Genomic DNA, 12565 nt, shown 5'->3' with positions numbered 1-12565 from the left:
CGTCGGCCTTCACATTGGCACCCGATTATTCTGGGAGCACAGACATGACTCGATTTGATAATTTCATTGGTGGGGAGTGGGCAACATCCATTGCATACTCCCGCAATATCAACCCATCCGATACAGACGACGTGGTCGGTGAATTCGCCCAGGCTGACGCGAAGCAAATGCACGCCGCAATCGGCGCGGCCCGGCAAGCGTTTCCGAAGTGGTCGCAAACGACGCCCCAGCAACGTTTTGATGTTCTCGATCAGGCGGGTACGACCATCCTCGCCCGCAAGCAGGAACTCGGGAACTTGCTCGCGCGCGAAGAGGGCAAGACGTTAGCGGAAGCCGTCGGTGAGGTAACGCGCGCAGGACAGATCTTCAAATTTTTCGCCGGCGAGGCCCTGCGTGTCGGCGGTGAAATCCTCCCGTCAGTGCGCCCCGGCTTGACCGTGGAAGTGACGCGCGAGCCCGTCGGCGTAGTTGGTTTTGTCACACCATGGAATTTTCCTATCGCAATACCGGCGTGGAAAATGGCGCCGGCTCTCGCTTTCGGCAATTGCGTCAGGTTCGCCACACCGGGTGGCAGGCCGGCTTCACAAACCGCTCAAGGATGCATCTCAGTTAGAGATGTCTCGAACGCGTCGTGATGCCGCACGCATTCGTTGGCACTTCTGTTTTTCCAACCATTTCAGCGATTCCTGCACGACCTCGGTAGGAACGTCATTGAATGACGCGCCGCGAAGCAGCGCCTCGCTTGCTGCAATGTCGTTGAACTGCCCCAGCTTGTTCTGCACGGACGTCAACTCCTTGATGGTACGGCCGTGCCCACCTTTGATGATGGGTTGAAAAAACTCGAGCAGGTACCTCAGCTTTTTGCCGGCTTTTCTAACGTCGTGGAGACCTTCCTCATCGGCCGACTCGCTACGTGCTGCGCGTTTGCATCGCTTTTGAAGCGTGCGCTGCGCGAGGCGGACGCGCTTCTCGGCGAACGCCCGAATGGGTCGATCGCTGCAACTCGACTGCAGTGTGGTCTGCGCGCGAAGGAGGGCATCGTTCAGAAACGCCTCGACATCGTCGCTCTTGATCATCGTCTGGCTGTGCGCCACCGCCTGCGCACGTTTCTCGCGTGCTGCGGCCACAAGGAGTTCGACCGAGGCGCCGGACTCCTGGGCGGTTCGGAGTAGATCGCCTGCAATGTCCCAATCGCGCGTGCAGCCAGCCACCTCCGCAAGACGCTTGAATTCTGCCGTGGCTTGCACGGTTGCTTCCTCTCCGATGTAAGGGGAGTACGCCCAATACAACGCGCGAAGCTTTCTGAAAGCGACTCGAAGCTGATGAAACCCTTCCGGGTCGCGCTCCGTGGAGAGGTCTCGCGCTCTTTGCACTGCTTCGGCAGCCACCGGCGCTGCCAGAGACGAGAACGTGCTGGCGATGGAGCTTGCTTTTGAGAGTGACGAACCAGCCGTCCGGCGTTTGACCTTGAAGAGAGTGTTCGGCTTTGGTAACGACCAGTCACCATCCATATCCATTGAAGCCTCGAGGCGGACAGAAAATAGACGTCCCCAGACGTTACCACATCGAACTTCGAACGTCGAAATTGTGACACGTTGATGAAAGACTTCAAGATGCCGCCGGCTATCCCCGCTTCATAGCACCACCAGTTTGTGCTGTTCTGTATTAGGATACGAAGCTACGTCCAGTTACCGCCCGATACGCTGCCACGTCGTGCGCGCCCCGAGAATATCTGGGGCACAAGTAGGAGTCCGGTTTGAAGAAGCGCGCCACCGTCATCTGCCGCAGAGGTAAGCGAATCCTCCTTGTCGCACGTAGTCAATCGAAGTGGGCGTTGCCAGGCGGGATCCTCAAGCGCGGAGAAGATCGCACGGACGCCGCGCTTCGGGAACTCAAAGAAGAAACCCAACTAGCCGGGAAGTCAGCCAAACACCTCTTTGACTTCCATGGGAAGCAGAAGCACCATCACGTGTTTTCCTGCGAAATCTCACAACGCGCCAAAGCTCGTCCAGGTAACGAAATCTCCAGGTGTCGCTGGGTCCACCTGGACGACATTCCTCGCCTCATCACAAGCGGCCCCACGACAGATATCGTGAAGCTGATTAGTCAGCGACGCAGGAAGTAGCCCAGGTACGAGCTACATATCCGATGTCCTGCGTACTACCCATTAGCGTGTTGCACGCTTGCCGGATCGACGTTCCCGGCGAAGCGATGGAAGACGGCGAACCAGATTTTTGAAAGAAGTACACGCGTGCCAGGATACCGGGTGAGGCCTTGCGCCACTACTGCCGCAGCAATGCGCAGTCGATTAAGCTGGAAGGCAAGAAGGAGTTGTGGCTCGGACAGGTCACTGGCGCTATCGACTCGACGTAAATGATGCACGGCATGACCTCGCGTTACCGTGCACTACGGATGTTGCGGATGTTCAAGGAAAAAGCGGAGCATTTCACCACTCGCATCCGGCCCGCTCGTGTCCGTATAACTCCCGCGCGCACTGCCGCCTGCCCAGGCGTGCGGCGCGCCGTGAATGGTCCACAACTCGGCATCCACGCCGTCGCGGGAAACCAGCCGCGCTACCGTGCAGTCACGCCGGCCAGCCCCGCTACGACGCTCTTCGTCGACGCCATCGTGTTGTCGTTCGAAGCCGCGTACGATTCGGGCGGCATTCGACGGGTGAACCGTGGCATCGGCATCACCATGAAAAACGATCATGGGCCGTTGCGGCACAAACGAATGGCGTTGCGCGCGTCGCGCCTCTGCGGGATGCGTGCCGCCTTTCATCGCGGCAAGCGCAGTGGGTAAGTCATGCGCGCAATGCGCAGCGAGACCGGAATGTACGCCGGCCGCGGCGTACAGTTCGGGATACTCGCTAATCATGATTGCCGCCATTGCACCGCCCGCGGATAGGCCCGCCACGTACACACGTGAAGGGTCGACATTGTGCGCGGCAATAATCTCCCGCGTGATTCCCGCGATCAGGGACGGCTCGCCGCGTTCGCGCGACTGATCACTCGGCCGGAACCAGTTCCAGCACTTTGACGGGTTGGCCTGCTTCGGCTGTACCGGATACGCGACAAGAAACCGGTGACGCTCGGCGAGCGCATCCATCTGAGTACCGGCTGCAAAGTCATCAGCGTCCTGGGTACAGCCGTGCAGCATTACAACGAGCGGCATCGGTGTGCTCGCGGTCCCTGCGGGCACATAGAGCCGATATTGCCGGCGACCAGCAGCGTTCGAATACCGGTGCACGCTGAAATGCCCGCGATCTTCCACATCTGTACGTACCCGTTCCGTCGCATGCGGAGGGACGTCGTATCTGTTCGTCCGGTAAAGCGGGGCGCCCACGGGACTGGATACCGTTACATCCGACATGTCGTTCGCCGCCGGATTGCCTTCGCCGCGCAACGCGCGTTGTATTGCCGCCGTCGCTTCGGCGGGGCCGCGTGTACGCAGCAAGGTCATCGCTTCGTGCATCGAGTTCAGAAAGCCTTCATTCAGTTTCATGGTGTGGTCCGGTGAGCAGGGTAGATGTCGGGTGGGGCGGCGTGGGTTACCGGATACGGTCGGCGAGCGCTGCCTTGACGGCAGGCGTTGCGTGAAATGCCCCCAGCACCGCGATACTTCCAATAGTTGCGCGCGCAAGTTCCGGTGAGACGTCAGCCGCAATGCTTGCCAGCCCGAGCACCTGGATGTCGAGGCGCTCGCGCGCCGCGCGTACTGCCTCAAGGTCCTGTCTGGAAAAATGCTGCATGCCGAGCACTAGCGCGCGGCGTGTGACCGTCTCCTGAACGACCTGGGCGTGCAGTGCAAGCTGGTTGCGGATGGCCGTCCGTATCAGGTCGGTACGGTTCGAATAGAACCCTTCTTCAACGAGAAGATCGATCTGACCAAGGTCTACCGGGACAAGATTGATCGTGATTTTTTCGGACTCTCCGCCTTTGGCGCGAGGTGTCTCGCGAATCGCTGCTTTTTTCATCTTCCATCCAGTTGCCATCCATGTGGATGGTTATAGGATGGATTTTGCTGCTATGCAAGATTCTTAGCTTCGGCTGAAATCGTGCCAGGTGCGCTTCCGGCAGCGGCGCGCCAATCGCAGTCCGGCCACGCCTCGGCACACGCGCGTCTTCCATTGGGTCGCCAGGTATGCGGAAGGGTGCGATTGGGTCACCATCAAGCGTTGCAATGCCCCGTTGCCATACCGCTACGGCATGGCGACCGTGTCTATAGTGGAGGCAGCCCCCTTTTCTGCGAGCCCCATGCCATGCTTTTTCGCAGGACAGTTCTCCCTGTGCTCATAACGATCTGCGCGATTGTCGTGCTGCTTTTTGTGCCACTACCCTGGCAGCCGATGACGCAAATTCACAGCGAGGTCATGATCCAGCGAGCGCCTGAAGAAGTGTTCGAATATGTGTCGACACCCGCAAACTGGCCGGCATGGCATCCATCGTCGCTGGCAGTGCGTGGCGCCACCGATCATTCGCTGCAAGTTGGAGAAAAGGTGACCGAGGACTTCAGGGTGGCGGGCCGCAATGGAACGGTCGTCTGGACGGTGGCGGGACGCCGCGCTCCGACATTCTGGAGCATTGACGGCGACATCGATGGGAGGAAAGCAGGAACCGTCACATACACGCTGACGCCGGTCGGCGCCGGCACGCGGTTCGAGCGCGATTTTACCTACCGGGCGCCAACTCTGCTGTTCTCGCTGCTCAACTGGGCGGCTCTGCGCAAGCAGATCGATGCCGAATCGGCTGAAGCGGTGCGGCGCCTCAAGGTCAAGCTCGATGGCGGCGCATAGATGGATTGCCGCGACTCGCCGCCCGCGACGCAAAAATGCGCACGCAGACCCGCAGCAGCCGCCACGAAATGAGTCATCTTGCTGGTGAATCGTCGCACGCGACGCTGCTCACTTATTCTTTGCCTTCAAGACGCTTTATTTCCTGTTGAGCTACGTGCGCCACCATGGCCATCGCCGCTCTCTGAATGGCGATGCCCCCGGGGCTGGCGACAAGTGTGGCGATCCGCTGAATCGCCACACCCAGCAGAATATCCAGCTCGGGCCCCCAGGGCGGAATATGAACGATATGTCCGCCCACGATCTGGTCCCCGCCGCCGTCCTGAATGATGCCGTCTAGAATCTGGGCAACCTGCCCGTACAGACCGGGCGGAATCGTGACCCGCGCATGGGCCTGCACAATGTCGGTCCAGAGTTCCTGAATACCGGTCCGCGTATCTGTCCAGAGCGGATAGAACCCCCGAGTGCTGGCGTCCAGCCCGAAGTAATCGCCGATAAACGTGACGTTAGAATCTCCATGAGACCACGGCGCGTCGATGGCCGGATCCCAAGGCTGGTCAGTCACGGTAGCCCGACTGAACGAAGCCCCACCGTCAACGGACTGGGCGATGATCACATCGATGAGCGGCGTGGACGGTTTGGGGCCAAACTCATAAAAGGCACACCCGATCACGCCACCGGGATCGAAGACGATCTGCGGGTGAAAGTGTTGCAAACTGGTGCTTATCGGTTCCGCCAGTAATGGCTTTCCGGACAGGCCGGTGGGCCAGCTGGCTCCGCCGTCAGTCGACACTGCGCAGTAGATGCGGGACACACCTTCGCGGAAGTCGGCCCATGCCACGGCGATCGTGCTCCCGAACACACTGGCTGATGGAATCGTCAGCACGCGAAAGGTTCCGCCGGGAAACACCGGCCACCCATGCGGCGCCGGCAATCCTGCGTCGAGCGTCGTAACCCCTGTGGCAGGCGATGTGGCGGGCGAAAAACTGTCACCTCCGTCCGTCGAGACGATCATCTTGATCTCGTTTCCCGCGATCCAGACGATATAGATGTCGCCGTTAGCGGCGACGTTGATCTCCGGCGAAAACGAATCGTTGACGAGTACCGTACCCGCCGGGGTGGCGCCCACGCCTGTGCCGACCCAGGTCGCGCCATGGTCTGTGGTGCGTGCAAAACGCATGTCGGATCCGTCGTCCCATACCGCGTAGACGCGGCCATGAAACGGACTCGCCGGATTCGCATCGCCTGCCGCCCACTGCTTGTCGTCGCCAGCGCTGTTGTGGATCGGCTTCGGCGCACTCCAGGTCTGCCCGCCGTCCGTTGACCCGTAGATCACGATGCCAACGGTATCGAAGGTCGGCGGATTGTTCCCTGACAGACCAACTAGATAAACGTTTCCGACGTCGTCCCATGCGAGGGCAGGGTCAGTGAGAAGCGTAAAACCAGATAGCGTAAAGGCAGCAGAATCATGCCACGAGAGACCGCCATCCGTGGAGTATTCGGTTGCCAGAATAAAGTCGTAGTTGTGAATGTCCTTGAACTTCTTGGAACCCGCGACGATCTGTTTCGGGTTGTTGGGATTGACGACGATATTGCTTTCGCTTCTAGCGTTGTTTACGCTCGAATCGTGCGTGACCTGGATATTCGACATGATCCCCCCTGTCGGTGAGAGTGCGCCGCAAATCCTCCGTTCATGGTTCTGGTCACGAAGACGTGACCAGAACCATGGAAAGGACACCGATGGTACCGCCTGTTGGGGCTCTGCACCCCAGCTTGATCAATCCGTCTGCCGAAGGAGTTTTGCAATTGCATCAGTACAGAACGGCGTAGGCAGGCCGGTCTTATGAATTGCATTCAATGAACACGAAAAGTTGAGTCGTGCGTGGTGTCATCGCCCCTTTTTGCGCGTCGAAGAATCACGTTTTTTAGGGTCGTGGTTCGCGTGGTTAGCGTGAGCGCGAACAAGTTCCAGGATGGCGCTGCCGGTCATGACATGGCTGTCGTTGTGCTGGAATAGGGTCACTTTGGCCGGCGCATCGAGATCGAAATTTTCTGGAATCCTGACCGATAACTTTAGCCGGAGCATCTGCCCTGGCTCAATCGCAAAGCCGACTCCAGCCACTCGATGGGTCAGGTTCCAATGCTTGCCAGCAAGCTTGGCGCCATGCATGTGGTTCCTGTCAGGTACAGATGGTTTCTCCCCCTTCCTGGGCGGAAGCTGTTCGAGAATCATCGGCACGTCATCGAGCCGGTTGTCCTTGTGGACGATAACCTCGATCAGCCTTGCGTGACTGTACGGGCTGCCGATGATGAAGGGAAACTCGACCAGGCTCTCGGCCTTGGCGAAGACATGTGCGTATGACAGGTTGCGTTGACAGACGTTGTTGTCACCCCAGAAGTAGCTGCCGTAATCGCACGTACCGGGCGCGACCAGCACTGGCGCTGCATTGAGCCCACCCGCAGAGTCATTGTTGTTTCCACGGGACTCGGCCAGAAGGCATGGGTGCCATGTGCCCTCCTGAGGAATTTGCGCGGCCGGCCAGCGAATGGGGCCGAAGATACGCGTAGCGCCCACCGCGAGATTCAGCGGTGCACCCTCACCCAGATACAGGTGCCTCTGCTGGACCGCCGCCGTCTGCCAGTCGCCCGGATACCAATCCTGCGGGTAACGAAACTCCAATCCGGGCAGCGCATCGAGCGCGGGATAGTTGCCTACGGTGACCGCAAGCGTGACGTTCTCCGCGGGATTGGGCCCAAGGTTCGTTATCTTGCCGTAGATGAAATGATCCGTTACACCGTCCCGCAACAGATCCTGATCGATCCAGACAGTATTCCCGTCCTGCTGCCGGCGTACGATCAGGTCCGGTGCTTCCCAATGATAGCCGGGTGACGGGACCATTCCCGTATCGCTTGAGGAGTCACGGATGTAGACGTTCGCGGGGCGGACCGCGACACGTGCGGTAAACATTTCCTGGGTTCCGGTACGCGTATCCAACCAGAACGGGAAGAAGCCAAGCGGACTCGCCGCGAGACCGAAGTAATCACCAATGAAGGTGACGTTGGGATCTCCGTGCGCCCAAACGGCATCGACTGTCGGGTCCCAAGGCATCTCCGTCACCGTAACCCGGTCCACGAAAGTTGCCGCGTTGTCGGCGGACACTGTCAGGACCACGTCGATCAGCGGCGTCGTTCCGCCTCCCTTAGGCCCGAAGAGATAGAAATCGCAGCCAACGTCTCCCTGAGGCGTGCAGGCGAGTTGAGGCTGGAACTCGTGCTGATCCGGCGCAGAGACAGCGCCACCGCTCATCAGCGGCATGCCGGAGCCGCTGCCCGCCTGCCAGGCGGCACCACCATTGTTGGATCGCGCATAGTAGATGCGTGCGACGCCCTGTCGATAGTCGGCCCAGGCAACAACCATGTCGCTCGCATTTGCTCCAACACAGGCCGTTGCGACCGTGGGCGTTCGGAACGTCCCCCCGGGTAGCTGGCCAGGTAAACCCGTGATGCCGCTCGCGACGGTAGTCGGGTTCGAGAACGAATCCCCACCATCGGTGGATTTGACAAACTCAATGTCGTTGCCAGCGATGAAGAAGATGTAGACGCTGCTGTCCGCAGCCACGACGACTTGAGGTCCGAAAGAGTCCGGAGCAAGGGACGTTCCGACCGGGTTCGCACCGGTGCCGCGCCAGCTGGCGCCGTAGTCGATCGTGCGCCCGAAGAGCATGCCACCCGGACCGTCCCAAGCGGCGTAAACACGGCCATGATAGGGGCTTCCCGGATTCGTATCGCCTGCGGCTGATTGCTTGTCATCGCCCGGCGCCGAGTGAATGAGGTTCGGAGGGGACCAGGTCAAACCACCGTCCGTAGACTTGTACACCGCGATGGCCATCGGCTCGGGTCCCTGAAACGGAAGAGCAACGAGATACGCACCTCCGACATCGTCGAAGGCGACCGTCGGATCTGAAACGCCGTCCCAGCCTGCGAGGAGCCCGAGGGGCGCCGCCTCCTGCCACGATCGGCCCGCGTCGAATGTCGAATACGTGGCAAGCGAGAACGCATAGGTGTGCGGGTCGGTGAATCGTTTGGACGACCCGACCATGTTGTACGGATTGGTCGGATTGACTTCTATCGTCGATTCACTTCGGTCGTTGCTTGGGCTGGCATCGCAGGTGACGCGGATGTTATATCGTGGTCCAAGAATGAGCGGGAGCATGGTTCCCTCCTGGGTAGCGGCATCGACAGTAGCCTCTCTGTTTTCTTATTCAACTCGGGAAAGCTTTGCGACCGTGGCCGGCACTCGCAGACGGATTGGACTACGAACCTCCATATTTGCTGGCTCGAAGACGAACTGGTTCGGCTAGCTCGGAACGCGATTGGACGTTTGATGAAGTCTAGGTAGCCCGAGCAGGTCTAGCAAGGTAACCTATCTTCAAGCGACGTCACGGCAAGCTCAAAGATACTGGTGACGACGCTGGGCCTGTAGAGCGACTCAAGGAGCTCTCCCGGAACCCTCCGGGAGACATCCCCTCTGTGGTCAATGTCCGCTTTCTCGCGTCCAATCCGAATCCCGGGATGACCGCATTGGGTCGAAAATACAAGGACGGCATCCGAGACACCGGTCACTCGCGACCCGGGAACTCGATAATGTCAGGAAAGCGATCTATCCACGCTCGACCTTCGCCGATACTCGAACGACGGGAATGGATGAAATGACCTCATAGGGCGTCCGGCAGGTTTCGGAGCGAATCAGTCCTTTGAATATGCACCCCTGGGTGCATATGGGGCGCCGGGTACCTATGTCTACCAGTCCTATCCACCGCCAGTCGTGCATGGGCCACCGGTGGTCGGCGGCTATGGTCAGTGCCAGGGCGGTGGTTGCCACAAGGGTTGGGAACACCACCACTGGCACAACGGTGGGTGACGTAGGACCGCTTGACGCCGCGCTCATCAAATCCCACTCACTACATGCGCTAGCGGTGCTGGCCGACGGTCGACTCGCATAACGCAAAGATAGCCAAACTGCATCGCTGGGCGGTGGGTGGCATCTCTTCATGCGTTGCAGTTCAATGAAGGCGCGGAAGGGAACGCCTCGGTTCGGTGCGAAAGCGAATGGGTCATATCGACCCGTTGCAGACATCCGGCCACGCGGGATCAACGTCGGCTTCTTATCGCAAAACAGCCATTTAAAGCTACCGAACCGAGTCTTGCGGAAAACGCGGAAACCAGGGGGAATGTCGTCGCTCGAGCCCAACGGCACAATATCTCTACCGCAAAAGCTCGACTATCACGACATCGGTGTCGTCTCGCGCAACCAACGTAAGCTGCGCTTCATCGCTGACGACGACGCCATCGCGCGGCGCGAGCCGGACGGGTCCCACGTCAACCCGACCATGATCGGCAACCAGATACGCCGAACCTGGCGTCGACAACATGTGATGCACCATCGTGCCTTCGCGTAGCGTGGCGATGCGCACGCGCACGTCGGCATTAACGGGAAGCGCCCCCGCACGTACATCTTCTGGATCGCCACTCGCCAGCGTGACGAAGCGACCTTCGCGACAACCGCGCGAACAGATACGCGCCGCCCAACGTGACGTGCCACCCTGCGTGCGCGGATGCAGCCAGATCTGGGAATAGCCGCGCTGGCACATTTTCCTGGTTGCGCTCGGTATGATGGATCGCGGCGCCCGCACTGATCGTCTGCACGGAATCGGCGACGAGCCGCGCGCGATTGCCCGCGTCGTCTTCATACGTGATCGCACCCGAACGCACCCACGTCACGATCTCCACGCAGCGGTGAGCATGCAGGTCGAAGCCCGAGTGCGGCGCGAATGCATCGTCGTTCCACACATAGAGCGCGCCGAGCGGCGCATGGTCGGCGCGTCCGCATTCGCCGAGGCGAAAATGCAGTCGCGTATCGAGCCAGTCGCGCCTGACTGCGCCAAGCGAAAGGTAAGGACGATGTTCGAACATGACGTGCATCCGCTCAAGACGCGCGTACGCGTCGGGCGTGGATGCGATCGGCGAAGACCGCATCCACGCGCCCGGCCTGCGCTTAGATCTGCTGCTGCCCGCCATCGACGAACAGTTCGATGCCGTTCACGAAGCTCGCGTCGTCAGAGGCCAGGAACAGCGCCGCGCTCGCGATCTCGCCGGGCTCGCCGAGGCGCCCCATCGGGATCTGGGCAGCCAGGTAATCGGCAAGACCCTGGCGTTGGGCGGCATCGTCACCGGCGAGGTCGAGCAAGCCGGGCGTGCGCGTCGCGCCCGGGCTGATTGTATTCACGCGGACGCGGCGATCCTTCAGATCGAGAATCCAGCTGCGTACGAAGGCGCGCACCGCGGCTTTCGAAGCCGAATACACGCTGAATGCAGCCGTGCCCGCGCTGCCTGCCGTTGAACCGGTAAGAATCACCGACGCCCCCTCGGCGAGCAGCGGCAACGCTTTTTGCACCGTGAATAGCACGCCCTTCACATTGCGATCGAAGGTGTCGTCGTAGTGTTCTTCGGTGATGCTGCCAAGCGGCAGCATCGAACCGCCGCCGGCGTTCGCGAACAGCACGTCGAGATGCCCCTGTTCTTCCTTGATCTGCGCATACAGCGCGTCGAGCTCACCCAGCTTTGTGGAATCGACACGTACCCCCGTCGCGTTGCCGCCTGCTTCGCGGATGCCGTTCACTGCGGCATCGAGTTCGGCCTGACGGCGGCCGGTGAGGTAGACGTGCGCGCCTTCTGCCGCGAAACGCTGTGCGGTGGCGAGGCCGATGCCGCTGGTTGCGCCGGTAACGAGTGCAATCTTGTTGTCGAGCTTGCGTGCCATGGTGCTTCTCCTTTCGTTCGGTAAGTGGATGACCGCGTTCGGTGTTGCGTGCTGCGATGTGAGGAGAATATCGACGCCCAAGCCTTTTCGAAATAGAATTGATTGAAATCAATCGTTGCAAAAATGAAAAGATGAGGGGAAATGGCGAAGCTGCCTGATTTCGAAGGACTTGCTATGTTCGCGAAGGTCGCCGAGGAAGGATCGTTCGCGGCCGCGGCGCGCGCGATGGGCGTGTCGGTGGCGACGGTCTCGCGCGGCGTCGCCCGTCTCGAAGACCGGCTGGGCGCGCGGCTCTTCAACCGCACGTCGCGCCAGCTCTCGCTCACCGAGTTCGGCCGGACGATCTGCGAGAAGGCCGGAGAGATCTACCGTCAGGCCGAAGAAGCAGAAAGCGCCGCGCGCGAGATGTCGGTGCAGCCGCGCGGACTGGTGCGCCTGGCTGTACCGATGTCGTTCGGGCTGCGCTGGGTCGCGCCGCTGCTGCCCGCGTTCTTGCGCGCGTACCCGGAGGTGTCGATCGACCTGCATCTTTCGGATGCGTCAGTCGATCTGGTTGCCGATGGGTTTGACGCCGCACTGCGCATTGCCGCGCTGCCTGATTCGTCACTGGTGGCACGACGCCTGTGCCCGGTCACACAATTCGTGGTGGCGTCGCCGGCGTACCTGAAGCGCGAAGGGCGGCCCGCGCATCCGCGCGAACTGGCGGACCGGCCATGCCTTTCATACGCGTATCGCGCGCGCAGCGATTTGTGGCGCTTCACGAACGCTGCGGGCGAGGAGGAGCCGGTCAAGCCGACCGGCCCGTTGCGCGTGACGAATTCCGATGCGCTGCTGCCCACGCTGCTCGACGGCCTCGCAATTGCCGAGTTGCCCGAATTCATCGCCGGCGAATATCTTGCCGATGGCCGCCTCGAAGCGATCCTCACCGACTGGTCGTTGACAAAGGGCGGTCG

General features: G+C 60.5%; 11 protein-coding genes and 1 pseudogene. 4 read left to right on the top strand and 8 right to left on the bottom strand.

Going from position 1 to position 12565, the window contains the following annotated elements; translation table 11 throughout:
• Positions 1-44 precede the first annotated feature (44 nt).
• Positions 45-551, top strand: a pseudogene (locus tag BMI01S_RS28335) (aldehyde dehydrogenase family protein); the annotation flags it as partial.
• A 54-nt stretch (positions 552-605) separates the two neighbouring features.
• On the opposite strand, the gene BMI01S_RS28330 reads toward BMI01S_RS28335, so the two are convergent.
• Positions 606-1517: a CHAD domain-containing protein gene (locus BMI01S_RS28330; RefSeq protein WP_028232102.1), complete on the bottom strand. Its 912-nt coding sequence runs from the start codon at positions 1515-1517 to the stop codon at positions 606-608.
• Between the two features lie 239 nt (positions 1518-1756).
• On the opposite strand from BMI01S_RS28330, the gene BMI01S_RS28325 reads away from it, so the two are divergent.
• Entirely contained in the window at positions 1757-2125 is a 369-nt protein-coding gene (locus tag BMI01S_RS28325; protein WP_028232103.1) for an NUDIX hydrolase, read from the top strand.
• Between the two features lie 281 nt (positions 2126-2406).
• Here the strand turns inward: BMI01S_RS28325 and BMI01S_RS28320 are convergent, their stop codons facing one another.
• On the bottom strand, positions 2407-3504 hold the full coding sequence (locus BMI01S_RS28320; RefSeq protein WP_028232104.1) for an extracellular catalytic domain type 1 short-chain-length polyhydroxyalkanoate depolymerase: 1098 nt from the start codon (positions 3502-3504) through the stop codon (positions 2407-2409).
• Between the two features lie 46 nt (positions 3505-3550).
• A complete protein-coding gene (locus tag BMI01S_RS28315; RefSeq protein ID WP_028214992.1) occupies positions 3551-3976 on the bottom strand; it encodes a CopG family transcriptional regulator in 426 nt (141 codons plus the stop codon).
• 312 nt (positions 3977-4288) lie between these two features.
• Between BMI01S_RS28315 and BMI01S_RS28310 the strand changes: the two genes are divergently transcribed.
• Positions 4289-4795, top strand: a complete 507-nt coding sequence (locus BMI01S_RS28310) for an SRPBCC family protein (RefSeq protein WP_036046118.1) — start codon at positions 4289-4291, stop codon at positions 4793-4795.
• A 112-nt stretch (positions 4796-4907) separates the two neighbouring features.
• On the opposite strand, the gene BMI01S_RS28305 is transcribed toward BMI01S_RS28310, so the two are convergent.
• The 5 genes from BMI01S_RS28305 to BMI01S_RS28290 form a co-directional block, all read right to left on the bottom strand.
• Positions 4908-6443 carry a sialidase family protein gene (locus BMI01S_RS28305; protein WP_028232106.1) on the bottom strand — a complete coding sequence of 512 codons (1536 nt, stop codon included), beginning with the start codon at positions 6441-6443 and terminating at the stop codon, positions 4908-4910.
• A gap of 237 nt (positions 6444-6680) precedes the next feature.
• Entirely contained in the window at positions 6681-9005 is a 2325-nt protein-coding gene (locus tag BMI01S_RS28300; protein ID WP_036046121.1) for a sialidase family protein, read from the bottom strand.
• A 1051-nt stretch (positions 9006-10056) separates the two neighbouring features.
• Entirely contained in the window at positions 10057-10266 is a 210-nt protein-coding gene (locus BMI01S_RS44445; RefSeq protein WP_457920628.1) for a pirin family protein, read from the bottom strand.
• A 13-nt stretch (positions 10267-10279) separates the two neighbouring features.
• Positions 10280-10765 carry a pirin family protein gene (locus BMI01S_RS28295; protein WP_456088852.1) on the bottom strand — a complete coding sequence of 162 codons (486 nt, stop codon included), beginning with the start codon at positions 10763-10765 and terminating at the stop codon, positions 10280-10282.
• Between the two features lie 82 nt (positions 10766-10847).
• A complete protein-coding gene (locus tag BMI01S_RS28290) occupies positions 10848-11612 on the bottom strand; it encodes an SDR family NAD(P)-dependent oxidoreductase (RefSeq protein WP_028215136.1) in 765 nt (254 codons plus the stop codon).
• A gap of 141 nt (positions 11613-11753) precedes the next feature.
• On the opposite strand from BMI01S_RS28290, the gene BMI01S_RS28285 reads away from it, so the two are divergent.
• On the top strand, positions 11754-12565 hold an 812-nt coding region (locus BMI01S_RS28285), incomplete at its 3' end, for a LysR family transcriptional regulator (RefSeq protein ID WP_042291313.1).

The organism is Paraburkholderia mimosarum LMG 23256 = NBRC 106338 (assembly GCF_000739815.1).
GTDB lineage: Bacteria > Pseudomonadota > Gammaproteobacteria > Burkholderiales > Burkholderiaceae > Paraburkholderia > Paraburkholderia mimosarum.
Note: the sequence above shows the minus strand (reverse complement) of the source record. Positions and strands in the feature narration are given on the sequence as shown.

Bases quoted from the DNA above. Each gene is read 5' to 3' on its own strand.
- BMI01S_RS28330 (WP_028232102.1), bottom strand. From the start codon at position 1,517: ATGGATATGGATGGTGACTGGTCGTTACCAAAGCCGAACACTCTCTTC.
- BMI01S_RS28320 (WP_028232104.1), bottom strand. From the start codon at position 3,504: ATGAAACTGAATGAAGGCTTTCTGAACTCGATGCACGAAGCGATGACC.
- BMI01S_RS28315 (WP_028214992.1), bottom strand. From the start codon at position 3,976: ATGAAAAAAGCAGCGATTCGCGAGACACCTCGCGCCAAAGGCGGAGAG.
- BMI01S_RS28305 (WP_028232106.1), bottom strand. From the start codon at position 6,443: ATGTCGAATATCCAGGTCACGCACGATTCGAGCGTAAACAACGCTAGA.
- BMI01S_RS28300 (WP_036046121.1), bottom strand. From the start codon at position 9,005: ATGCTCCCGCTCATTCTTGGACCACGATATAACATCCGCGTCACCTGC.
- BMI01S_RS28295 (WP_456088852.1), bottom strand. From the start codon at position 10,765: ATGTTCGAACATCGTCCTTACCTTTCGCTTGGCGCAGTCAGGCGCGAC.
- BMI01S_RS28290 (WP_028215136.1), bottom strand. From the start codon at position 11,612: ATGGCACGCAAGCTCGACAACAAGATTGCACTCGTTACCGGCGCAACC.